General features: G+C 70.3%; 20 protein-coding genes. 13 read left to right on the top strand and 7 right to left on the bottom strand.

Translation table 11 applies throughout. The features are described from left to right. Positions 1-44: 44 nt before the first annotated feature. Both ACIQJT_RS05510 and ACIQJT_RS05505 read right to left on the bottom strand, forming a co-directional pair. Entirely contained in the window at positions 45-1,262 is a 1,218-nt protein-coding gene (locus ACIQJT_RS05510; protein WP_365450844.1) for an alpha/beta hydrolase, read from the bottom strand. Positions 1,263-1,316: 54 nt separating this feature from the next. Then, positions 1,317-1,952 (bottom strand): TetR family transcriptional regulator, encoded by a 636-nt coding sequence (locus tag ACIQJT_RS05505; protein ID WP_402640153.1) that lies wholly within the window; start codon positions 1,950-1,952, stop codon positions 1,317-1,319. A 66-nt stretch (positions 1,953-2,018) separates the two neighbouring features. Here ACIQJT_RS05505 and ACIQJT_RS05500 point away from each other — a divergent pair, with 66 nt between their 5' ends. Further along, positions 2,019-3,638 carry an MFS transporter gene (locus tag ACIQJT_RS05500; protein WP_402640151.1) on the top strand — a complete coding sequence of 540 codons (1,620 nt, stop codon included), beginning with the start codon at positions 2,019-2,021 and terminating at the stop codon, positions 3,636-3,638. Positions 3,639-3,897: 259 nt separating this feature from the next. Further along, a complete protein-coding gene (locus ACIQJT_RS05495; protein WP_365450850.1) occupies positions 3,898-4,212 on the top strand; it encodes a small hydrophobic protein in 315 nt (104 codons plus the stop codon). Between the two features lie 77 nt (positions 4,213-4,289). On the opposite strand, the gene ACIQJT_RS05490 is transcribed toward ACIQJT_RS05495, so the two are convergent. Both ACIQJT_RS05490 and aceE read right to left on the bottom strand, forming a co-directional pair. Continuing rightward, a complete protein-coding gene (locus ACIQJT_RS05490; RefSeq protein WP_365450852.1) occupies positions 4,290-5,027 on the bottom strand; it encodes an ion channel in 738 nt (245 codons plus the stop codon). 85 nt (positions 5,028-5,112) lie between these two features. Beyond that, positions 5,113-7,860: a pyruvate dehydrogenase (acetyl-transferring), homodimeric type gene (gene aceE / locus ACIQJT_RS05485; protein WP_402640148.1), complete on the bottom strand. Its 2,748-nt coding sequence runs from the start codon at positions 7,858-7,860 to the stop codon at positions 5,113-5,115. A 370-nt stretch (positions 7,861-8,230) separates the two neighbouring features. Here aceE and ACIQJT_RS05480 point away from each other — a divergent pair, with 370 nt between their 5' ends. The 6 genes from ACIQJT_RS05480 to ACIQJT_RS05455 all read left to right on the top strand — a co-directional run bounded on the left by ACIQJT_RS05480 (position 8,231) and on the right by ACIQJT_RS05455 (position 12,701). After that, the gene (locus ACIQJT_RS05480; protein WP_020116104.1) at positions 8,231-8,662 is read left to right on the top strand and encodes a DUF3052 domain-containing protein; all 432 of its coding nucleotides are present in this window, start codon (positions 8,231-8,233) and stop codon (positions 8,660-8,662) included. A gap of 109 nt (positions 8,663-8,771) precedes the next feature. Then, on the top strand, positions 8,772-9,230 hold the full coding sequence (locus ACIQJT_RS05475; RefSeq protein WP_402640146.1) for a peroxiredoxin: 459 nt from the start codon (positions 8,772-8,774) through the stop codon (positions 9,228-9,230). A 121-nt stretch (positions 9,231-9,351) separates the two neighbouring features. Then, positions 9,352-9,927 carry a TerD family protein gene (locus ACIQJT_RS05470; RefSeq protein ID WP_053850726.1) on the top strand — a complete coding sequence of 192 codons (576 nt, stop codon included), beginning with the start codon at positions 9,352-9,354 and terminating at the stop codon, positions 9,925-9,927. A 98-nt stretch (positions 9,928-10,025) separates the two neighbouring features. Next, positions 10,026-10,601, top strand: coding sequence for a TerD family protein (locus ACIQJT_RS05465; RefSeq protein ID WP_007381725.1), 576 nt, complete (start codon positions 10,026-10,028; stop codon positions 10,599-10,601). A gap of 125 nt (positions 10,602-10,726) precedes the next feature. Further along, complete coding sequence (locus ACIQJT_RS05460; protein ID WP_365450858.1) at positions 10,727-11,875, top strand: DUF475 domain-containing protein; 1,149 nt, start codon at positions 10,727-10,729, stop codon at positions 11,873-11,875. An 88-nt stretch (positions 11,876-11,963) separates the two neighbouring features. Continuing rightward, the gene (locus ACIQJT_RS05455) at positions 11,964-12,701 is read left to right on the top strand and encodes a Tellurium resistance (protein WP_280851750.1); all 738 of its coding nucleotides are present in this window, start codon (positions 11,964-11,966) and stop codon (positions 12,699-12,701) included. Between the two features lie 6 nt (positions 12,702-12,707). Here the strand turns inward: ACIQJT_RS05455 and ACIQJT_RS05450 are convergent, their stop codons facing one another. After that, a complete protein-coding gene (locus tag ACIQJT_RS05450) occupies positions 12,708-13,511 on the bottom strand; it encodes a TerD family protein (RefSeq protein ID WP_402640143.1) in 804 nt (267 codons plus the stop codon). Between the two features lie 206 nt (positions 13,512-13,717). Here ACIQJT_RS05450 and ACIQJT_RS05445 point away from each other — a divergent pair, with 206 nt between their 5' ends. Genes ACIQJT_RS05445 through ACIQJT_RS05435 form a run of 3 tightly spaced genes read left to right on the top strand, consistent with a single transcriptional unit; the run spans position 13,718 to position 18,186 of the window. Further along, positions 13,718-14,881, top strand: a complete 1,164-nt coding sequence (locus tag ACIQJT_RS05445) for an HpcH/HpaI aldolase/citrate lyase family protein (RefSeq protein ID WP_402640141.1) — start codon at positions 13,718-13,720, stop codon at positions 14,879-14,881. A 24-nt stretch (positions 14,882-14,905) separates the two neighbouring features. Next, the gene (locus ACIQJT_RS05440) at positions 14,906-17,362 is read left to right on the top strand and encodes a phosphoribosyltransferase domain-containing protein (protein ID WP_402640139.1); all 2,457 of its coding nucleotides are present in this window, start codon (positions 14,906-14,908) and stop codon (positions 17,360-17,362) included. Beyond that, the gene (locus tag ACIQJT_RS05435; RefSeq protein ID WP_365450866.1) at positions 17,362-18,186 is read left to right on the top strand and encodes an HAD family hydrolase; all 825 of its coding nucleotides are present in this window, start codon (positions 17,362-17,364) and stop codon (positions 18,184-18,186) included. The genes ACIQJT_RS05440 and ACIQJT_RS05435 overlap by 1 nt, the downstream gene beginning before the upstream one ends. Here the strand turns inward: ACIQJT_RS05435 and ACIQJT_RS05430 are convergent. Both ACIQJT_RS05430 and ACIQJT_RS05425 read right to left on the bottom strand, forming a co-directional pair. Further along, positions 18,161-18,787, bottom strand: coding sequence for a DedA family protein (locus ACIQJT_RS05430; protein WP_402640137.1), 627 nt, complete (start codon positions 18,785-18,787; stop codon positions 18,161-18,163). The two genes, ACIQJT_RS05435 and ACIQJT_RS05430, sit on opposite strands and share 26 nt — an antisense overlap. A gap of 58 nt (positions 18,788-18,845) precedes the next feature. Beyond that, entirely contained in the window at positions 18,846-19,070 is a 225-nt protein-coding gene (locus ACIQJT_RS05425) for a zinc ribbon domain-containing protein (RefSeq protein ID WP_053850450.1), read from the bottom strand. A gap of 105 nt (positions 19,071-19,175) precedes the next feature. Here ACIQJT_RS05425 and ACIQJT_RS05420 point away from each other — a divergent pair, with 105 nt between their 5' ends. Further along, positions 19,176-20,801 carry an alkaline phosphatase D family protein gene (locus tag ACIQJT_RS05420; RefSeq protein WP_402640135.1) on the top strand — a complete coding sequence of 542 codons (1,626 nt, stop codon included), beginning with the start codon at positions 19,176-19,178 and terminating at the stop codon, positions 20,799-20,801. A 169-nt stretch (positions 20,802-20,970) separates the two neighbouring features. Further along, the gene (locus tag ACIQJT_RS05415) at positions 20,971-22,332 is read left to right on the top strand and encodes a carbohydrate-binding protein (RefSeq protein WP_402640133.1); all 1,362 of its coding nucleotides are present in this window, start codon (positions 20,971-20,973) and stop codon (positions 22,330-22,332) included. The last annotated feature ends 21 nt before the right edge of the window (positions 22,333-22,353 follow it).

Genomic DNA, 22,353 nt, shown 5'->3' with positions numbered 1-22,353 from the left:
GCTCCTTCGTCCCCTCCTCGCGCAGACCGCGGTTCTTGCAGTCTCTACGCGCGTCCGGCCTCGGCCGTGCCGGACAAACCGGCGCGGCAGGCTTCGTCCTCGTGGGCGCAGTGCACCGAGCGGTATGCGCCAATGCCGATCTCGGCGAAGTTGAGCAGACTCTCCGTTCCGGGTTGGAAGTAACCGGCGTGCCCGTCCGCACCCCGCGCGGACAGCACGCGCGCGCCGAATGCGGAGGACACCGGGTCGGCGCCGTGGCCGAGCCCGCCCACCTCCAGGTAGGGCACGTCCTGGATCCAGTCGTCGGCGTCCCGCATCGCCCACACATGGGCGGTGGTGCGCAGGTGGGAGGCGTTGGCGACCCGCATCCCGGGGCTGCCGGCCACCGCGATGTCGGCCACCCGGCCGGGCAGCGTGCGCGCGGCCACCCCGCACACCACGGAGCCGTAGCTGTGGCAGAACAGGGAGACCGGTGAGGTGCCGGGCAGGGCGCGCACCAGCGCGTTCAGCCGGACGGCGCCGGTCTCGGCGCGCATCGCGGTGGCCGAGTCGATGCCGAGTCCGGCGGGCGCGGTGTAGTCGGCCCAGGCGATCACCGCGGTACGCGTGGTGGGGCTCGCCTCCCGCTCGGCCCGGTAGAGGGCCTTCGCCATGCCGACCGGCGCGGACCAGCTGCGCCTGGTGCGCTGGAAGGTGAGCACGTCGGTGTCGACACCGGGCACGACGACGGAGACCCGCTGCGCCGCGCCGAGGTCGCCGAAGACCTCGGCGACCCGGCCGGAGCCGTCCGGGTCGAAAGCGAGGATGTGGCGCTCCGGGGCGGTCAGTGCCTCGAAGCGGTGCATACGGCGGCCCGCCTCCTGCTGGCCGGCCGGCGTGAGCCGGGTGTCGTGCATGCGGGCGCGCTCGACGGCCCGGGCCTGGAGCAGTGCGAGGCGGTTGGCCTGGTAGCGCAGGGTGACGGGGGCGCCGTTCATGTTGCCGACCGCGAGCGGGTAGCGCTGGGCGAGGCGGACGCGCTCCTGGGAGGTGAGGGAGGCGAAGAACCGGGTGAGCCGGGCGGGGGCGGTGTCCGGGTCGGGCAGCCGGTGTCCGTGGAGGCGGCCGTGCGCCCAGGACTCGAGCGAGGCCTGGAGCGGGGTGGCCTCCCGGTGGTTGCGCAGAGCGGTCCAGCCGGTGGTCGCCAGCATCACGAACACCACGGCCAGCGCGAGCAGTGCGCGCCAGACGTTGAGTTGCGGGGAGGTGTCGAAGGAAGTCACTGAAAGGACACACTAGGAGAACGGGACGGTCTCGGGTTAATCGAGTGACGGGTATCACGTTTTGATGTAAGGGGGCCACTTGCCGGTCAGCGCGGGCCCCAGCAGCTCCAGGTGGGAGACCGTCAACGCGCGCATCGCCTCCAGGCTGAACTCCCCGTCGGTGAGCCACTGGCGCTCCGTCACCCGCATCACCGCACTGAAGACGGCCACCAGCAGCCGGGGCCGCGGGTCGGTCGCCGCGTCGAGGCCCTCGCGTTCGGCGAGCAGGCGCGTGAGCACCTCCTCGACCTCCGCGGAGCGCCGCAGATGGGCGGCGAGCAGGACGGGGGTCGATTCGATCACCCGGTACATGGCCAGGAACCGGGCCACCGGCACGACCGACTCCACGACCTCGTGCAGGGTGTCCCACCCCTCCAGGACGGCCTGCCGCAGCGCCTCCAGCGGCGGCTCGTGCGCGGGGCGCGCGCGTACGGCGTCGACGAAGTGCGCCACCGTCATCTCGTCGAGCGCGAGGGCCGCGTCCTCCTTGCCGGCGAAGTAGCGGAAGAAGGTGCGCTGCGAGACCCCGACGGTGTCGGCGATCTCGTCCACGGTCGTCCGGTCGTAGCCCTGGGTGGTGAAGAGCTCGATCGCGACCCTCAGCAGCGCCTCTCGGGTGCGCTGCTTCTTGCGTTCGCGCAGTGTTTCCATTGGTGTCAGTTACCGACTTGTGAATTGGTTTGTCAATTGTCAGCGACTGTCACTAGCCTCGAACGCATGACTAGTCAGACCACCCTCGACAAGACGGGGCCGGGGGACGGGGGATCCTCGTCGTCGTCGGACCAGGCGCCTGCCTCCGGGCTGCGCGGCCACCCGTGGCTCACCCTCCTGACCGTGGCCGTCGGCGTCATGATGGTGGCCCTCGACGGCACCATCGTGGCCATCGCCAACCCGGCCATCCAGGCCGACCTCAAGGCGAGCTTCGCGGACGTCCAGTGGATCACCAACGGCTACTTCCTCGCGCTGGCCGTCGCCCTGATCACCGCGGGCAAGCTCGGTGACCGCTTCGGCCACCGGCAGACCTTCCTGGTCGGTGTCGTCGGCTTCGCCGCCGCCTCGGGCGCGATCGGGCTGTCCAGCTCCATCGCCGCGGTCGTCAGCTTCCGTGTCCTGCAAGGCCTGTTCGGTGCCCTGCTGATGCCGGCCGCGCTCGGGCTGCTGCGGGCCACCTTCCCGGCCGAGAAGCTCAACATGGCCATCGGCATCTGGGGCATGGTCATCGGCGCCTCCACCGCCGGCGGTCCGATCCTCGGCGGTGTGCTCGTCGAGCACGTCAACTGGCAGTCGGTGTTCTTCATCAACGTCCCGGTCGGCGTCCTCGCCCTCGTCCTGGGCGTGCTGATCCTGCTCGACCACCGCGCCGAGAACGCCCCGCGCTCCTTCGACCTGCTGGGCATAGCCCTGCTGTCCGCCGCCATGTTCTGCCTGGTGTGGGCCCTCATCAAGGCCCCGACCTGGGGCTGGGGCGACGGACTGACCTGGACCTTCATCGCCGCCTCCGTGGTGGGCTTCGCGCTGTTCGCCTTCTGGGAGACGAAGGTCAAGGAGCCGCTGATCCCGCTCGGGCTGTTCCGGTCGGTCGCGCTGTCCGCGGGTGTGGTCCTCATGGTCCTCATGGCGTTCGCGTTCCTGGGCGGCCTGTTCTTCGTGACCTTCTACCTCCAGAACGTGCACGGCATGAGCCCGATCGACGCGGGCCTCCACCTGCTCCCGCTCACCGGCATGATGATCGTCGGCTCCCCGCTCGCGGGCGCGTTGATCACCAAGCTCGGCCCGCGCATTCCGCTGGCCGGCGGTATGGCGTCGGTGGCGATCGCCATGTTCGGGATGTCCACGCTGGAGACGGACACCGGCAGCGCGGTCATGTCCCTGTGGTTCGCGCTGCTCGGACTCGGCCTCGCACCCGTGATGGTCGGCGCCACCGAGGTCATCGTGGGCAACGCGCCCATGGAGCTCTCCGGTGTGGCCGGCGGTCTCCAGCAGGCCGCGATGCAGATCGGCGGCAGCCTGGGTACGGCCGTCCTCGGCGCCGTGATGGCCTCCAAGGTGGACGGCGACCTCCCGGGCAACTGGAAGGACGCGGGTCTGCCGGCGCTGCCGCCGGCCCAGCTCGACCAGGCGTCGGAGGCGGTCCAGGTGGGTGTCGCCCCGGTCACCAAGGGGACCCCGGCGGAGATCGCGACGAAGATCACCGACGTCGCGCACGACACCTTCATCTCCGGGATGAGCCTCGCGTCGCTGGTCGCCGCGGGTGTCGCCGCCTTCGCCATCCTCGTCGCCCTGCTCACCAAGCGCGGCGAGAACGCGGAGGCGGGTGCGGGCGTCGGCCATGTCTGACGCCTGACGGGACGTCAGCGCACTTCGCCTATCAGGGTGAAGAGGCTAAAGATTTCTCGCCCTCGGTACGCGCCGCAGGTCACAGTAAGTCAAGCCCTCCGCACGGCAGGTTCGTGAGCCGCGGAGGGCGGACGGCGCTGCGGCGCGCTGCCGGAGGGGGGCGGCGCGCCGCAAGGCCGGAGGATTAACCCCGGGGACCGGGGTACTCGCATCGTTGAACCCGAGACGAACCCAACCAACCTAGGGTGTCAGGGAGTTGATGATGGCGGGCTTCGGACACGGAACGCGCAGGTACCCCCGATCACGTGGCCGGACGTGGTCACGGAGCGGGCCGGATCGCGCGACGCTCGGAATCATCGGAGTCATCTGCGCAATCGCCGGTTTCTTCGTACTGGGCATCATCCTGGGCCCCGTCGCGATCGTCTGCGGTTGGCTTGCCATGGGCCGCACCTGGTCGGGCGGCGGCAACCGTGCCTGGCCCGCTCTGGTCGCCTTCGTACTGGGCGCCATCGACACGCTCCTGGCGATCATCTGGCTCGTCGGAGCGGCCACCCCGGGCAGCGGGACGTTCTGACCCGGGGCGCGTGAGGGAAGGGCCCCCGGTGGGACGACCGGGGGCCCGCTCGCGTTCTCGGACCGGTGGGGTGTCCCTCAGCCGCCGACGGATGTCTTGCGCAGGGCCGCGACCTCGGCTCGCAGGGCCCGTACTTCCTCTGTCAGGGCCCTGATCGCCTCCGTCTGCTCTCGTTCCTCCACGTCGTCCTTCTCGAAGCGCTCGATGAACCAGGCCGCGATGTTCGCGGTGACGACACCGAGGAGGGCGATGCCGGACAGCATCAGGCCCACCGCGATCATGCGGCCCAGCCCGGTCGTCGGGGCGTGGTCGCCGTAGCCGACGGTCGTCATGGTGGTGAAGGACCACCAGACCGCGTCACCCAGCGTCCGGATGTTCCCGTTCGGGGAGTCCCGCTCCACCGAGAGGACCGCCAGCGAACCGAACATCAGCAGCCCCACCACCGCCCCGGCGACATACGTCGTCACCCGGATCTGGGAGGCCATCCGCGCCCGCCGCCCCACCAGCAGCAGCGTGGAGACCAGGCGCAGCAGACGCAGGGGCTGTATCAGCGGCAGCACGACCGCGCACAGGTCCAGCCAGTGCTGCCGTACGAACCCCCGGCGGTCCTGCGAGAGGGACAACCGCATCAGGTAGTCGACGGCGAAGACCCCCCACACCACCCATTCGACCACCGTGCACAACGCCGTGAGCGACCGTCCCGCCGAGGTGTCCACGATCGGCACGGCATAGGCGACGGCGAACAGCACCGCGAGCGCCAGAAGGGGCCGCTGGGTGTGCTGTTCCCACCGGACCTGCGCCGACTGTTCCTTCATGCCCGCATCGTAGAGAAACGGTGAAGGGCGGTGGGCCCCGAGCCCACCGCCCTTCGGCTCACCGGGAGCCCGCAGAGCCGGCCGACTACGCGTCGCCCCCCGCCGCACCCGGGTCCGCGGCCGAGACGTCGAGCAACTGGTACCGGTCGATCGCCTGCTTCAGCACCGAACGGTCCACCTTGCCCTCCCGCGCCAGCTCCGTCAGCACGCCCACCACGATCGACTGCGCGTCGATGTGGAAGAACCGCCGCGCCGCGCCCCGGGTGTCCGCGAAGCCGAACCCGTCGGCGCCCAGCGACTGGTACGTGCCCGGCACCCACCGCGCGATCTGGTCGGGAACCGCCCGCATCCAGTCGGACACGGCCACGAACGGACCCTCCGCGCCGGCCAGCTTCCGCGTCACGTACGGCACCCGCTGCTCCTCCTCCGGGTGCAGCAGGTTGTACTCCTCGCAGGCCACGGCCTCGCGCCGCAGTTCGTTCCAGGAGGTCGCCGACCAGACGTCCGCCTTGACGTTCCACTCCTCGGCGAGGATCTTCTGCGCCTCGACCGCCCACGGCACGGCCACGCCGGACGCCATGATCTGCGCAGGGATCGACCCCGAGGTGCCCTCGGAGAAGCGGTAGACGCCCTTGAGGATGCCCTCGACGTCGACGTTCTCCGGCTCGGCCGGGTGCTGGATGGGCTCGTTGTAGACAGTGAGGTAGTAGAAGACGTCCTCGCCCACCTTGCCGTCGGCGGTCGGCCCGTACATCCGGCGCAGACCGTCCTGCACGATGTGCGCGATCTCGAACCCGAACGCCGGGTCGTACGCCACACACCCCGGGTTGGTCGAGGCGAGCAGCTGCGAGTGGCCGTCCGCGTGCTGGAGCCCCTCACCGGTCAGAGTCGTACGGCCCGCGGTCGCGCCCAGAACGAAACCGCGCGCGAGCTGGTCCGACATCTGCCAGAACTGGTCGCCGGTGCGCTGGAAACCGAACATGGAGTAGAAGACGTAGACCGGGATCAGCGGTTCGCCGTGCGTGGCGTACGCCGAACCCGCGGCGATGAGGGAGGCCGTGCAGCCCGCCTCCGAGATGCCGTCGTGCAGCATCTGGCCCGTCGGGGACTCCTTGTACGCGAGCAGCAGCTCCCGGTCGACCGACTCGTACTGCTGGCCCAGCGGGTTGTAGATCTTCGCACTCGGGAAGAACGAGTCCATGCCGAAGGTGCGGTACTCGTCCGGCGCGATCAGCACGAACCGCTTGCCGAGCTCCTTGTCCCGCATGAGGTCCTTGAGCAGTCGCACGAAGGCCATGGTGGTGGCGATCGACTGCTGGCCGGAGCCCTTCTTCACGGTCGCGTACGTCTTGTCGTCCGGCAGCGCCAGGGGCTTGGCGCGCACCACGCGCGTCGGGACGTAACCGCCGAGGCCCAGCCGGCGGTCGTGCATGTACTGGATCTCCTCCGAGTCCCGGCCCGGGTGGTAGTAGGGCGGCGCGCCCGACTCCAGCTCCTTGTCGGAGATCGGCAGGTGCAGCCGGTCGCGGAAGCCCTTGAGGTCGTCGACCGTCAGCTTCTTCATCTGGTGCGTGGCGTTGCGGCCCTCGAAGTTGGGGCCCAGCGTCCAGCCCTTCACCGTCTTGGCGAGGATCACCGTCGGCTGGCCGGTGTGCTCCACGGCCGCCTTGAACGCCGCGTAGATCTTCCGGTGGTCGTGACCGCCGCGGCCCAGGTGCAGGATCTGGTCGTCGGTCATGTTCTCGACCATGGCGCGCAGCCGGTGGTCGTCGCCGAAGAAGTGGTCGCGGATGTACGCGCCGGACTCGGTGGCGTAGGTCTGGAACTGGCCGTCCGGGGTGGTGTTCATCCGGTTGACGAGGATGCCGTCGCGGTCCTGCGCGAGCAGCGGGTCCCAGGAGCGGTCCCAGATCAGCTTGATGACGTTCCAGCCGGCGCCGCGGAACACCGACTCCAGCTCCTGGATGACCTTGCCGTTGCCGCGCACCGGGCCGTCGAGGCGCTGGAGGTTGCAGTTGACGACGAAGGTCAGGTTGTCCAGGCCCTCGCGGGCGGCGATGGTCAGCTGGCCGAGCGACTCGGGCTCGTCCATCTCGCCGTCGCCGAGGAACGCCCACACATGGGACCTGCTGGTGTCGGCGATCCCGCGCGCGTGCATGTAGCGGTTCATCCGCGCCTGGTAGATCGCGCCGATCGGGCCGAGACCCATCGACACGGTCGGGAACTCCCAGAAGTCCGGCATGAGGCGCGGGTGCGGGTACGAGGACAGCCCGTGCGGCGCCTTCGACCTCTCCTGGCGGAACGCGTCGAGGTTGTCCTCGCTGAGGCGGTCGAGCAGGAACGCGCGCGCGTAGATGCCCGGGGAGGCGTGGCCCTGGAAGAAGACCTGGTCGCCGCCGTCGCCCTCGTCCTTGCCGCGGAAGAAGTGGTTGAAGCCGACGTCGTACAGGGACGCCGAGGAGGCGAAGGTGGCGATGTGGCCGCCGACGCCGATCCCGGGACGCTGGGCGCGCGAGACCATCACGGCCGCGTTCCACCGGGTGGCGTTCAGGATCTTGCGCTCGATCTCCTCGTTGCCCGGGAAGAACGGCTCGGCACCGGTCGGGATGGTGTTCACGTAGTCCGTGCTGCGCATCTCGGGCACGGCCACGCGCTTCTCGCGGGCCCGCTCGATGAGCCGCAGCATCAGATAGCGGGCCCGCTGCCGGCCGCGCTCGTCCACCGCGGCGTCGAGGGAGTCGAGCCACTCCTGGGTTTCCTCGGGATCGAAGTCAGGAACCTGACTCGGAAGGCCGCCAATGATGATCGGGTTGCGATCGGATCCGGAAGCCACGCTGTTCCTTACCTGTCAGAGGGCCGTATTTCTGTATGTCTGCACCGCTCCCCATCGTGTACCTCGGGGGGCCAAACGTCATCTCTACTCCGGGGTAACCCGAGGCCCTCTACCCGGGTATGGTTCCAAACACGCAAAGAGGGCAGAAAGGTGTGGCATGCGTCACGACGTGACCGCGATGATGTGCCTGGAGTTGGGGTGACACGTTCCGGAACGTCACCGTTTCGGCGGTCTGAAACGCCGGGTACTTGCGCGATCCGCCCCGCCCGTGTGGACTACGGCCAATGCTTCGCGCACGCGCGTGGCTGAGACCCCCCAGAGCCTGAGAGCCTGGGGGGACCCATTCGAAGACAAGATCAGGAGGCACCCCGTGAGCGCGACCGCGGACCACGCGGAGACGAGCCCTGCCGTGAGGCTGGGGTTCCAGCCCGAGCAGGTGGTCCAGGAGATCGGCTACGACGACGACGTAGACCAGGAACTCCGCGAGGCCATCGAGCAGGTCATCGGCAGCGACCTTGTGGACGAGGACTACGACGACGTCGCCGATGCCGTGGTGCTCTGGTTCCGTGACGAGGACGGCGACCTGACCGATGTGCTGGTGGACGCCACCACGTACATCGAGGAGGGCGGCTCGATCCTGTTGCTGACGCCGAAGACCGGCCGGGACGGCTACGTGGAGCCGAGCGACATCTCCGAAGCCGCGACGACGGCAGGCCTGTCCGCCTCCAAGAGCGTCAGCGTGGGCAAGGACTGGAGTGGCAGCCGGCTGGTGACGCCCAAGGCGGCCAAGTCCAAGAAGTAGCCCGGTGGGACCGGACGGGCCGGCGAGACCGGCCCGTCCGCTTCCCCGCGGTGGTCGCTGCGTAGGGTGGACGCGTCACTCGAACAGCCCCCGAAGGGACACCCACGCGATGGCGATCCAGGTCGGCGCAAAGGCCCCCGACTTCGAGCTCAGGGACAACCACGGCCGGACCGTGCGGCTGTCCGACTTCCGCGGCGACAAGAACGTCGTGCTGCTCTTCTACCCCTTCGCCTTCACCGGCGTGTGCACCGGTGAGCTGTGCGAGCTGCGGGACAACCTGCCGAAGTTCACCGACCGCGACACCCAGCTCCTCGCCGTCTCCAACGACTCCATCCACACCCTGCGCGTCTTCGCCGAGCAGGAGAGCCTGGAGTACCCGCTGCTCAGCGACTTCTGGCCGCACGGCGAGGTCTCCCGCGCCTACGGCGTCTTCGCCGAGGACAAGGGCTGCGCGGTGCGCGGCACCTTCGTCATCGACAAGGAGGGCGTGGTCCGCTGGACCGTCGTCAACGCCCTCCCGGACGCCCGCGACCTCAATGAGTACGTGAAGGCGCTCGACACCCTGTGATTGTTCGCCTCCAGGGACTGCGTGCGCCGGGAACCCGTCACTAGGATCGAATCGTTGATCCGGCATCCGACATCGCACGCACGGCGGGGCTCCCGGCCCCCGGACACCAAATGGAGGACTCGTGGGAGTCAGCCTCAGCAAGGGCGGCAACGTATCGCTGACCAAGGAGGCCCCGGGCCTGACCGCGGTCATCGTCGGTCTGGGGTGGGACGTCCGCACCACGACCGGCACGGACTTCGACCTGGACGCGAGCGCGCTGCTGCTGAACGCGGCCGGCAAGGTCGCCAGTGACGCGAACTTCGTCTTCTTCAACAACCTCAAGAGCGCCGACGGCTCGGTCGAGCACACCGGCGACAACCTCACCGGTGAGGGTGAGGGCGACGACGAGCAGATCAAGGTCGACCTGGCCAACGTCCCGGCGGACGTCGACAAGATCGTCTTCCCGGTCTCGATCTACGACGCCGAGAACCGCCAGCAGTCCTTCGGCCAGGTGCGCAACGCGTTCATCCGCGTCGTGAACCAGGCCGGCGGCGCCGAGATCGCCCGCTACGACCTCTCCGAGGACGCGTCCACCGAGACCGCCATGGTCTTCGGCGAGCTCTACCGCAACGGCGCGGAGTGGAAGTTCCGCGCCATCGGCCAGGGCTACGCCTCGGGCCTGCGCGGTATCGCCCAGGACTTCGGCGTCAACGTCTAGGGCCACTCCTGGTCCCCCGTCCGGCGCCGCACGGTTTGCGTGCGGCGCCGGACGCGCAGGTACAGCACGGAAGCACACTCTCGGGGAGGGAACAGCACATGGGCGTCACGCTCGCCAAGGGAGGCAACGTCTCCCTGTCCAAGGCCGCCCCCAACCTCACCCAGGTGATGGTCGGACTCGGCTGGGACGCGCGCTCCACCACCGGAGCCGACTTCGACCTCGACGCCAGCGCCCTGATGTGCAGCAGCGGGCGGGTCCTGGGTGACGAGTACTTCGTCTTCTACAACCAGCTCAAGAGCCCGGACGGCTCGGTCGAGCACACCGGCGACAACCTCACCGGTGAGGGCGAGGGCGACGACGAGTCGATCCTGGTCGACCTCTCCCGGGTGCCGGACCGGTGCGACAAGATCGTCTTCCCGGTGTCGATCCACGACGCCGACAACCGCGGCCAGACCTTCGGCCAGGTCAGCAACGCCTTCATCCGCGTGGTCAACCAGGCCGACGGCCAGGAGCTGGCCCGCTACGACCTCTCCGAGGACGCCTCCACCGAGACCGCCATGATCTTCGGCGAGCTCTACCGCTACCAGGGCGAGTGGAAGTTCAGGGCGGTGGGACAGGGGTACGCGTCGGGACTGCGGGGCATCGCCCTCGACTTCGGGGTCAACGTCTCGTAACGCGATATGAGCAAAAGCCGGGGCCGGGTGGGGCTTCGAGGGTGCCCGACTACACTTCGCTTCAAAGTTTCGTAAAGCCGAGTGCGGCACGGGGGAATCCCGTACACGTACGGATTGGGTAGCCAGTGGTTCTCAAAACCTTCGGCTGGTCGTTCGCGGTCACCGCGCTCGGCCTGGTCGCTGCGGTCTTCTACGGGGGGTGGGAGGCCTTCGGAATCGTGGCGATCCTCTCCATCCTCGAGATCTCCCTGTCGTTCGACAACGCGGTGGTCAACGCCGGAATCCTGAAGAAGATGAACGCCTTCTGGCAGAAGATCTTCCTCACGATCGGCGTCCTGATCGCCGTGTTCGGCATGCGGCTGGTCTTCCCCGTCGTCATCGTGGCGATCAGCGCCAAGATGGGGCCGATCGAGGCGGTCGACCTCGCCCTCAACAACAAGGACCATTACCAGGAGCTGGTCACCGACGCGCATCCGGCGATCGCCGCGTTCGGTGGCATGTTCCTGCTGATGATCTTCCTGGACTTCATCTTCGAGGACCGGGACATCAAGTGGCTGGCCTGGCTGGAGCGGCCGCTGGCCAAGCTCGGCAAGGTCGACATGCTGTCGGTCTGCATCGCCCTGGTCGTCCTGCTGATCACCGCGTTCACCTTCGCCACCCACGCCCACCAGCACGGCGGCGCGCACGTGGACAAGGCGCAGACCGTGCTGATCTCGGGTATCGCGGGCTTGATCACCTACATGGTGGTCGGCGGCCTCTCCGGCTACTTCGAGGACAAGCTCGAAGAGGGGGAGGAACGCGAGCACGAGGAAGAGGAGCGCGCCGAGCGCGAGGGCAAGCCCAAGTCGGCCGTCCTGATGGCCGGCAAGGCGGCGTTCTTCATGTTCCTGTACCTGGAGGTCCTGGACGCCTCGTTCTCCTTCGACGGCGTGATCGGCGCGTTCGCCATCACCAACGACATCGTGCTGATGGCGCTCGGTCTGGGCATCGGCGCGATGTACGTCCGCTCGCTCACCGTGTACCTGGTCCGCCAGGGCACCCTCGACGACTACGTCTACCTGGAGCACGGCGCCCACTACGCGATCGGCGCCCTCGCCGTGATCCTCATGGTCACCATCCAGTACGAGATCAACGAGATCATCACCGGCCTGGTCGGCGTGATCCTGATCGGCTGGTCCTTCTGGTCGTCCGTGCGCCGCAACAAGGCGCTGGCGGCAGCCGAGGGAAAAGCCGCGGGCTCGGACGAGAAGACTGAGGTCTCGTCCGGGGTGTGACACCCTTCCGGGTGAGGAACGCTCTGAGCGGGGCGGCCGGGCCTCCGGCCGCCCCGCCGGTTTCTCCACAGTGCACAGGGGGGCGGGAATGGGCTTCTTGGACGGACTCCGGGGCGGCCGCGAGGTCGACTTCGACTCGGGCAGCGCGGCCAGCAACGCGATCGAACTGACCAAGCGGCACAACCGGGTCTCGCTCACCAAACAGGGCGCGGCGACCGGCAACCTCCGCATCAACCTGACCTGGCGGATGCGCACCTCCGACATCGGGGGCTCCCAGCGGGAGTCGCTGCTGCGGCACCCCTTCAAGGCGCTCAAGCCGCCGGAGGTCCTCGGGCACAGCCAGAGCATGGTCAACGTCGACCTCGACCTCGGGTGCCTGTACGAGCTGGCCGACGGCACCAAGGGTGTCGTACAGCCCCTGGGCGGGCTGCTCGGGGATGTCAACGCCCCGCCGTACGTGAAGCTCAGCGGGGACGACCGGTTCGGCTCGGCGTCCGGCGAGACGATGTACGTCAACCTCGACCACCGGGACCAGATCAAGCGGCTGCTGGTCTTCGTGTACATCTACGACCAGACCCCGGCGTTCGACCGTACGCACGCCATCGTGACGCTGTACCCGAGCAACGGCCCGCGGATCGAGATAGGCCTCGACGAACGGCACCCCCAGGCCCGGTCCTGCGCGGTGGTGATGATCGAGAACGTCAAGGGCGAGCTCGTCGTACGCCGCGAGGTGCAGTTCGTGTACGGCTTCCAGGGCGAGCTGGACCGGTTGTACGGGTGGGGGTTGCAGTGGGGGCGGGGCTACAAGGCCAAGGCGGACCGGTGAGCGCCGCTACCGCCCGATGAACTGGGGACCCTGCGGAGGCATCCGGAACTCCTGCGCGGCCGGGACCGTGGGCACCGGGGGCGGGTAGCCGTAGCCCGAGGCCGCCGGGACGGGTGCCGTGGCCGGTGTCGCGGGCTGCGGGTAGCCGTAGGCCGCCTGGGTGGGGACCGAGGTGGCCGACTGGGCCGGCGGCTGCTCCGGGGGCAGCGGGAAGGACGCGGGCTCGGGCTGCGGCGGCGCCTCTCCGGAGTCGGACTCGTCCACCACGATGCCGTAGTCCGTGGCCAGGCCCTGGAGGCCCTCCGCGTAGCCCTCGCCCAGGGCGCGGAACTTCCAGCCCTCGCCGCGGCGGTACAGCTCGCCGCAGATCAGGGCCGTCTCCTGGCCCGTCTCCGGCTTGATGTCGAAGGAGACCAGCGGCTCGCCGTCGGCGACCGAGGCGTCGTACAGCAGGATGCACAGGCCCTGCACGCGGCCGAACGTGGCGTCCTCCACCGACGTGTCGTCCACCGACGCGACCAGGAGAATCTGGCTGACCTCGGGCTCGACACCGGCGAGATCTGTCTGGATCGTGTCGGTGGGACCTTCGGCGAGCCGCTTCTTGCCGAGGAGCCAGACTTTCCCGGAGGGGTGCCGGGGCTGGTTGTAGAAGACGAAGTCCTCGTCGGATCGCACACGACCGTCGGGGCCGAGGAGGAGCGCCGAGGCGTCGACGACCGGGACCCCCTGCCCGGGGGACCAGCGCAGCACGGCGCGTACCGTGGTGGCTTCCAGCGGGACGTTCGACCCCTTCAGCATGGCGTGCGTCATGCGGTCATCCTGCCCTCTCGGTCCTGGTCACGACAACGCGGGGGTGCGGGACACCGGTTCATGTCGTACCGGTGTCGACATGGCCGTGTTTGTCTGCGTTACCTGAAATTCATGCCCGGTGGGAACCTCGGACATGGGTACCTACGTACTATTACCGGCCACCTGTGAACCCTTCACGGGTGTCACAGCTACCACGGGGGAGTCATATGCGTCATTTCGGGCACATCGCCCCTGAGGTGCGTCAGCGCCTCTTCCATCAGGAGCCCTGCGAGTTCACCCCGGACTCCCCGGCCCGGCTGCTCTCCGCGGCGCTGGGCGCCACGCTCTACAGTCCGGCCACGCGGCCGCGGCTCGCTGACGACATCGTCAAGCAGACCGGACGCGGCGTGGTCTCGATGGTGCTGTGCCTGGAAGACTCGATCGGTGACGACGACGTCGCCGAGGGCGAGGAGAACCTCGTCCGGCAGTTCGCCGACCTCGCGCAACGGCTGACGGACCCCCCGCTGCTGTTCATCCGGGTCCGCGCCCCGCAGCAGATCCCCGACCTCGTACGACGGCTCGGTCCCGCGGTCCGGCTGCTGGCCGGATTCGTGCTGCCGAAGTTCACCGAGGAGCGCGGCATACCCTTCCTGGAGGCCCTCTCCGGCGCCGAGGCCACGAGCGGGCACCGGCTGTTCGCCATGCCGGTGCTGGAGTCGCCCGAGCTGCTCTACCGGGAGACGCGCGTAGAGACCCTGGAGGGCATCGCCCGCGCGGTCGACAAATACCGCGACCGGGTCCTCGCCCTCCGCCTCGGCGTCACCGACTTCTGCTCCTCCTACGGCCTGCGCCGCGCCCCCGACATGACCGCCTGGGACGTTCAGATCGTCGCCTCCGTGATCGCCGACGTGGTGAACATGCTGGGCCGCGCCGACGGCACAGGGTTCACCGTGACCGGGCCGGTCTGGGAGTACTTCCGGGTCCAGGAGCGCATGTTCAAACCGCAGCTGCGCCGCAGCCCCTTCCTGGAGGGCCAGGCCGAGGAGCTGCGCGAGGCTCTCATCGAGCACGCCATGGACGGTCTGCTGCGCGAGATCACCCTCGACCAGGCCAACGGTCTGCTCGGCAAGACCTGCATCCACCCCTCCCACGTGCTGCCCGTGCACGCGCTGTCCGTGGTCAGCCACGAGGAGTTCAGCGACGCGCAGGACATCCTGCGGCCCGAGCGGGGCGGCGGCGGGGTGCTGAGGTCGCAGTACACGAACAAGATGAACGAAGTGAAGCCGCATCGCGCCTGGGCGGAGCGCACCCTGCTGCGCGCCGAGGTCTTCGGGGTGGCCAACGAGGACATCGGCTTCGTGGAGCTGCTCGCCGCCGGGATCTCCGGCTGATCATCCGTGGACACCAAGGGACGCATGAACAAGGCAGTGAACGACCGGGTCTGGTCGGGGACATGGGTCGCCGACCGGCTCGGCGTCGAACTCGTGGGCGACGACCGGCTGACCGACCTGCTGGGGCTGGCCCTGCGCCGCAACCCCAAGCGGGCCCACCTGCTGGTCTCCAACGTGCTGGGCAAGCACGTCCCGCAGTCACCGTCGGTGGTCTACGGCCACGGCCTCGCCCTGGGCCGCCGGGTCCGTGAGCTGCTGGGCGACGAGGAGGCGGCCCGCGCGGTCGTCCTCGGCTACGCGGAGACGGCGACGGGCCTCGGTCACTCCGTCGCCGACGGCATCGCCCTCGCCCCGTACCTGCACTCCACCCGCCGCCCGGTCCCCGGCGTGGCCTCCGCGGGCGGCTTCGAGGAGTCCCACTCCCACGCCACGAGCCATCTCCTGCTGCCGGAGGACCCCGCCCTGCTGGCCGGCGCCGGCCCCCTGGTCCTCGTCGACGACGAGTTCTCGACGGGCAACACGGTCCTGAACACCATCAGGGACCTGCACGCGCGGTATCCGCGACACCGGTACGTGGTGGTCGCCCTGGTGGACATGCGGTCGGAGGCGGACGCGGGGCGTCTGGAGGCTTTCGCGCGGGAGATAGGCGCGCGGGTGGACCTGGTGGCGGCGGCGTCGGGCACGGTGAAGCTGCCCGAAGGGGTCCTGGAGAAGGGGCAGGACCTTGTGACGAGGTTCGAGGATTCCCACTCAGGGGCGCGGGGAACTGCGCGCCAAGCCCCCACCGCCCCGCAGTCGGCATACAACCGTGTGGACCTCTTCTGGCCCCGGGACCTCCCCGACGGCGGCCGTCACGGTTTTACCCCGGCGCACCGAATACGCCTGGAGTCCGCCCTCCCCGCGATGGCCGCCCGCCTGGCCGAAGCCTTCCCGCCTCATGCGCACCGCGTGCACGTCCTCGGCTTCGAAGAGCTGATGTACGCCCCCCTGCGACTCGCCCGCGAGCTGGAACAGGTCGCCGAGGGCGTCGAGGTGACCTTCTCCACCACCACCCGCTCCCCGGTGCTGGCCGTGGACGACCCGGGCTACGCCATCCGCACCCGCCTGACCTTCCCGGCCCACGACAACCCGGCCGACGGCCCCGGCGACCGCTACGCCTACAACGTCGCCGGCGCCGGGTTCGACGCGGTGGTCGTGGTCGTCGACTCCACCGCCGACACCCCCGAACTGCACGCACCGGACGGCCTCCTGGCCCAGTTGGCCGCACACACCCGGCAGACGGTCCTCGCGGTGATCCCGAGCCACACCCCCGAAAGGCCCTCCATGCTTCCCGAGCCCCTCCGCGGCCCCGCCTTCTCCTCGTACGCCCCCGAGGAGGTCGGCTGGCTGCTCCAGGACCTCTCGGACGTCACGCTGGAGGCGCCGACCGAGGAGCGCGAGGAGGCCATCCAGAGCGGCGGCGCGCACTACGCGGAGTCGCTGCCGGTGGAGTACCAGCCGAGCGACCAGTACCAGGAGTTGTTCCGGACGGCTCTCGCGGAGTCGTCCGCGCGGCTCGCCCAGGCCGTCGGCGCGGTCACGGAGATCGTGCTCCAGGAGCGCTCGCCCCGGCCCGTCCTCGTCTCCCTCGCCCGCGCCGGCACGCCCGTCGGCGTCCTGATGCGCCGCTGGGCGCAGTTCCGCCACGGCCTCGAACTGCCGCACTACGCCGTCTCGATCGTCCGCGGCCGCGGTATCGACGCCAACGCCCTGCGCTGGCTGGCCGCCCACCACGACCCGGCCGACGTCGTCTTCGTCGACGGCTGGACCGGCAAGGGCGCGATCACCCGCGAACTGACGGAAGCGGTACGGAAGTTCGAGGCCGAGGGCGGCCCGGCGGGCTTCGACCCGGAGATCGCCGTCCTCGCCGACCCGGGCTCGTGCGTGCGGACGTACGGCACCCGCGAGGACTTCCTGATCCCCTCCGCCTGCCTCAACTCCACGGTGTCGGGCCTGATCTCGCGGACGGTCCTGCGCGCGGACCTGGTCGGGCCGAACGACTTCCACGGCGCGAAGTTCTACCGCGAACTCGCCGGCGCCGACGTGTCGGTGGACTTCCTGGACGCCGTCGCCGCCCGCTTCCCCGAGGTGGTGGACGCCGTCGACGCCACCGCGAAGGAACTGCTCGCCGGGGACCGCGAGCCCACCTGGGAGGGCTGGGCCGCCGTCGAACGCATCAGCGAGGAGTACGGCATCCACGACGTCAACCTCGTCAAGCCGGGTGTCGGCGAGACCACCCGGGTGCTGCTGCGCCGGGTGCCCTGGAAGATCCTGGCCCGGGCGGGCGCCGGCGCGGACCTCGACCATGTCCGCCTGCTGGCCGGGCAGAGAGGTGTCCCGGTGGAAGAGGTCGCCGAACTCCCATACACCTGCGTGGGATTGATCCACCCCAGGTACACCCGGGGCGCGACGGGTGCCGACGGCCGGGCGGTGTCGGTCTGATGCCCGCCCAGGCTCCGGTGCTGGTCGCGAGCGACCTCGACCGCACCCTCATCTACTCCGCCGCCGCCCTCGCGCTGACCATGCCGGACGCGCGGGCGCCCCGGCTGCTCTGCGTCGAGGTGCACGAGAGCAGGCCGCTGTCGTACATGACGGAGACCGCGGCCGGGCTGCTCGGCGAGCTCGGGGACGCGGCGGTGTTCGTGCCGACGACGACCCGCACCCGCAAGCAGTACCAGCGCATCAACCTGCCGGGTCCGCCGCCCGCCTACGCGATCTGCGCGAACGGCGGCCACCTCCTGGTCGACGGCGTCACCGACCTCGACTGGCACACGCGGGTCATGGCCCGTCTGGCCGACGAGTGCGCCCCGCTGGCCGAGATCACCGCACACCTCCAGACGACGGCCGACCCCCTGTGGGTGCGCAAGCACCGGATCGCCGAGGACCTCTTCGCCTACCTCGTCGTCGAGCGCGAACTGCTGCCCGAGGACTGGGTCAAGGAGCTCGCGGTGTGGGCCGAGGGCCGCGGCTGGACGGTGTCCCTCCAGGGCCGCAAGATCTACGCCGTCCCCAAGCCGCTCACCAAGAGCGCCGCCGTGCGCGAGGTGGCCCGGCGCACCGGGGCCGCCCTGACGCTGGCCGCGGGCGACTCCCTGCTCGACGCCGACCTGCTCCTCGCGGCCGACCGGGGCTGGCGGCCGGGGCACGGGGAGCTGGCGGACGAGAACTGGACCGCGCCGGCGATCAGCGCGCTGCCGGAGCGGGGGGTGCTGGCGGGGGAGCGGATCCTGCGGGAGCTGCTCAGGACGGCTCGGACGCCTCAGTAGAGGAGGGCCGCCGCAGCAGTCGTACGGCGACGAACGCCACGACCGCGAGCGCGGCGGCCCCGAGGACGACCTTCGAGTACGCGGACACCACGTCGGTGACCTGGGTCCAGTTGGCGCCCAGGGCGTGGCCCGCGAGGACGAACGCGGTGTTCCACAGGGCGCTGCCGAGAGTGGTCAGAGCCAGGAACACGGGCAGCGGCATGCGCTCGACGCCGGCCGGGACCGAGACGAGGCTGCGGAAGACGGGGATCATGCGGCCGAAGAACACCGCCTTGGTGCCGTGCCGCAGGAACCAGGCCTCGGTCCGCTCGATGTCCGAGACCTTGAGGAGCGGGAGCCGGGCCGCGAGGGCCACCGTGCGGTCCCGGCCGAGGAGCGCGCCGACGCCGTAGAGCGCGAGGGCGCCGATCACCGAGCCCGCCGTCGTCCACAGCAGCACGGCGACCAGGCTCAGCCTGCCGGTGCTCGCCGCGAAACCCGCGAGCGGCAGGATCGCCTCGCTCGGGATGGGCGGGAAGAGGTTCTCCAGGGCGATGGCCACCCCGGCGCCGGGGGCGCCCAGGGTGTCCATGAGGCCGTTGACCCACGCGATGGCTGACATGGGTCCACGCTAGGGAAGCGGACCTGAAGGCAGCCTGAAAGCAGCTCCGGTACGGCGGTCAGCCGCAGCAACCGCCGCCGCAGCAGCCGCCGCCACCGCCGCCGCCCGCCTGGGGCGCGGGGGCCGACGCGGACGCCGAGCCGCCCACCGCGACCGTCGACAGCAGCTTCACCGTGTCGTCGTGGCCGGCCGGGCAGTCGGCGGGGGCGGAGGACTCGGCCATGGGGCGGCTGAGTTCGAAGGTGTCTCCGCAGGTGCGGCAGCGGTATTCGTAGCGAGGCATGAGCACAGGTTAACCGGCACTCCGACAGGCATGTCCGAAATCTGATCATTGTCTGGTTAGCATGCGGGGGTTCTCTGCCGGCGATCAACCGCGGGAGGAGCCCCCTTGGCTTCGCGACACACCCCCGAACTGCGCGCCGCCGCACGGCACTTGGGCCGGCGGCGGTTTCTCACGGTCACCGCGGCCGCCGCCGCCCTCGCGTTCGGCACCCACCTGCCGGCCCGGGGTGCGGCCGGCTCCCGCGAACTCGACGCGGCGCGGATCGACAGCGATCCGTTCACGCTCGGCGTGGCCTCCGGGGACCCGCTGCCCGGCTCCGTGCTGCTGTGGACCCGGCTCGCCCCCGCCCCCTTCGAGCCCGACGGCGGTCTGCCCCAGCAGTACGTCGTCGTCCAGTGGGAGCTGGCCTCCGACGAGAGCTTCGGCACGACCGTCCGCAGCGGTGCCGCCGTCGCGTACCCCGAGTACCACCACACCCTGCACGTCGACGTCGACGGCCTCGACCCCGACCGCATCTACTACTACCGGTTCAAGGCCGGGACCTGGATCAGCGCGACCGGCCGCACCCGCACCGCCCCGCTCACCGGTGCCGCGGCCGCCTCGCTCTCCTACGCCGCCGTCTCCTGCCAGGCGTACTTCGACGGCTACTACACGGCACACCGCCACCTCGCCCAGGACGACGTCGACGTGGTCCTCCACCTCGGCGACTACCTGTACGAGTACGCCGTCGACTCCGCTGGCGGCCACCGCGCCTACACCGACCGCAAGCTGCCCGCCCTCTTCAACCGCGAGGCCACGACCCTGGAGGACTACCGGCTGCGGTACGCCCTCTACAAGAGCGACCCGGACCTCAGGGCGGCCCACGCGGCCCACCCCTTCGTGGTCACCTGGGACGACCACGAGACCGAGAACAACTACGCGGGCGCCGTCAGCGAGAACGACGACCCGCCGGAGGAGTTCCTGCTGCGCCGCGCCGCCGCCTACCGGGCCTACTGGGAGAACCAGCCGCTGCGCGCCGCGCAGATGCCGAACGGGCCCGACGCCCGGCTCTACCGCCGGCTCCAGTGGGGCACGCTCGCCCAGTTCGACGTCCTCGACACCCGGCAGTACCGCTCCGACCAGGTGTACGCGGACACCAAGCACACCGGCGGCCCCCTCCAGGACGACCCGGCGCGCACCATGACCGGGGCCGAGCAGGAGAGCTGGCTGATCGACGGCTGGCGTGCCTCGCAGGCCCTGTGGAACGTGATGGGGCAACAGGTCTGCTTCTCGCAGCGCAAACTGGACCTGACCGCGGAGCCCCAGATGTCCATGGACGCCTGGGACGGCTACCGGGCCTCGCGCCGCAGGGTCCTCGACGGCGCCAAGGCCGCCGGTGTCGAGAACCTGGTGGTGATGACCGGGGACCTGCACGCGGGGTACGCCTTCGACATCAAGGACGACTTCGACGACCCGGCCTCCACGACCCTGGGCACGGAGCTCACGGCCACCTCGGTCGCCAGCGGCCGGGACGGCGCCGAGAAGCCCCCCACCTGGGACACGTACCTCAAGGCCAACCCGCATCTGAAGTTCTACGACGGGCGCCGCGGCTATGTGCGGGTCACCCTCGACCGCCAGAAGGCGCGCGCCGACTTCAGGACCGTGTCCGCCGTGACGACACCCGGCGCGCCGGTCTCCACGGCCGCGTCCTTCGTGACGGAGGCCGGCAAGCCCGGTCTCGCACCCGCCTGACCGGCCGCCGGTACCCGGTGGGCCGGTCCGCGGGCATCCCGTGCTCGGCCGGGCGGCCCCTTCTTGTCGTCCGATGCGCGGAACACGCGGGAAACCGACATCGGCCGGGGCGTTCTCGGCAATACCTGGGGATTCGAGACCTTTCGCATCCCACCCGAGGAGACGCCCGATGGCCCACAGACAGGTTTCAGCCGGCTGTGCCGCGTTGACGGTACTCGGCGCACTCGTGCTCGCGGGGCTGCCCGCGGCCGCGGCCGTCGAGCCCCCGGCACCGGCCCCGGCACCGTCCGCCGCCGAGACGCTCGGCGCGAACAGCCCCTCCGCCGTGGTCCTGCGGGCCCTCCAGCGCGACCTGGGCCTGACCGAGGCGCAGGCCAGGACGCGCCTGGTGAACGAGGCCGAGGCGGGCACGCGCGCCGGCAGGCTGCAGAACGCGCTGGGCAAGCGGTTCGCGGGAGCCTGGGTGAGCGGCGCCACCTCCGCCGACCTGACGGTCGCGAGCACCGACGCGGCGGACGGCGCGGCCATCGAGGCCGGCGGAGCACGGGCCGTGGTCGTCAAGACCCCGCTGGCCGACCTGCGGACGGCCAAGACGAAGCTGGACCGTGCCGTGACCGGCAAGGCCCTCGACACCCCGGTCCGGTACGTCGACGTACGGACCAACCGGGTGACAGTGCAGGCGACCAGCCGCGCCGCCGCGGACAAGCTGATCGAGGCCGCCGGCGTCGACAGCGCGCTCGTGGACGTCAAGGTGTCCGCCGACCAGCCGCGAGCCCTGTACGACATCCGGGGCGGCGACGCCTTCTACATCGACGACACGGCCCGCTGTTCCGTGGGGTTCGGCGTCACCAAGGGCGACCAGCAGGGCTTCGCCACGGCCGGGCACTGCGGGAAGGCCGGGGCCAAGACCACCGGGTTCAACCAGGTCGCGCAGGGGACGTTCCAGGCGTCCGTGTTCCCCGGGCAGGACATGTCGTGGGTGGGCGTCAACAGCGACTGGACCGCGACGCCCGCGGTGAAGGGCGACGGCGAGGACGTGCAGACCGCCGGCTCGGTGCAGGCCCTGACGGGTGCCGCGGTGTGCCGGTCCGGTTCCACCACGGGCTGGCACTGCGGCACGATCGAGCAGCACGACACCAGCGTCAACTACGCCGAGGGCACCGTCGACGGCGTGACCCGGACGACCGTGTGCGCGGAGCCGGGTGACTCGGGCGGCTCCTACATCTCGGGGGTCCAGGCCCAGGGCGTCACGTCCGGAGGCTCCGGCGACTGCACGAGCGGCGGCACGACCTTCTACCAGCCGATCAACCCCGTGCTCAGCACCTACGGACTCACCCTGCGCACCAGCGCCGCCGAGAGCGGCACCCCCGCCCCCGAGGACGGCCCCGAGGGCGCCTGGGCCGCGGGCCGGGTGTACGAGGTCGGGGCGCGCGTGACGCACGACGGCGTGTCGTACGAGTGCCTCCAGCCGCACCAGGCGCAGGCCGCGTGGCAGCCCGCCCTCGCTCCGGGGCTGTGGCAGCGCGTCTGAGGACGCGATGACACCACGGCG

This window comes from Streptomyces sp. NPDC091972 (assembly GCF_044756385.1).
Classification (GTDB): Bacteria; Actinomycetota; Actinomycetes; order Streptomycetales; family Streptomycetaceae; genus Streptomyces.
This window is presented reverse-complemented; position numbering and strand designations above follow the sequence as displayed.

Coding starts and splice junctions, on each gene's coding strand:
- ACIQJT_RS05505 (WP_402640153.1), bottom strand. CDS start 1,952: ATGGAAACACTGCGCGAACGCAAGAAGCAGCGCACCCGAGAGGCGCTG.
- ACIQJT_RS05500 (WP_402640151.1), top strand. CDS start 2,019: ATGACTAGTCAGACCACCCTCGACAAGACGGGGCCGGGGGACGGGGGA.
- ACIQJT_RS05495 (WP_365450850.1), top strand. CDS start 3,898: ATGATGGCGGGCTTCGGACACGGAACGCGCAGGTACCCCCGATCACGT.
- ACIQJT_RS05490 (WP_365450852.1), bottom strand. CDS start 5,027: ATGAAGGAACAGTCGGCGCAGGTCCGGTGGGAACAGCACACCCAGCGG.
- ACIQJT_RS05475 (WP_402640146.1), top strand. CDS start 8,772: ATGGCGATCCAGGTCGGCGCAAAGGCCCCCGACTTCGAGCTCAGGGAC.
- ACIQJT_RS05465 (WP_007381725.1), top strand. CDS start 10,026: ATGGGCGTCACGCTCGCCAAGGGAGGCAACGTCTCCCTGTCCAAGGCC.
- ACIQJT_RS05455 (WP_280851750.1), top strand. CDS start 11,964: ATGGGCTTCTTGGACGGACTCCGGGGCGGCCGCGAGGTCGACTTCGAC.
- ACIQJT_RS05450 (WP_402640143.1), bottom strand. CDS start 13,511: ATGACGCACGCCATGCTGAAGGGGTCGAACGTCCCGCTGGAAGCCACC.
- ACIQJT_RS05445 (WP_402640141.1), top strand. CDS start 13,718: ATGCGTCATTTCGGGCACATCGCCCCTGAGGTGCGTCAGCGCCTCTTC.
- ACIQJT_RS05440 (WP_402640139.1), top strand. CDS start 14,906: ATGAACAAGGCAGTGAACGACCGGGTCTGGTCGGGGACATGGGTCGCC.
- ACIQJT_RS05435 (WP_365450866.1), top strand. CDS start 17,362: ATGCCCGCCCAGGCTCCGGTGCTGGTCGCGAGCGACCTCGACCGCACC.
- ACIQJT_RS05430 (WP_402640137.1), bottom strand. CDS start 18,787: ATGTCAGCCATCGCGTGGGTCAACGGCCTCATGGACACCCTGGGCGCC.
- ACIQJT_RS05425 (WP_053850450.1), bottom strand. CDS start 19,070: ATGCCTCGCTACGAATACCGCTGCCGCACCTGCGGAGACACCTTCGAA.
- ACIQJT_RS05415 (WP_402640133.1), top strand. CDS start 20,971: ATGGCCCACAGACAGGTTTCAGCCGGCTGTGCCGCGTTGACGGTACTC.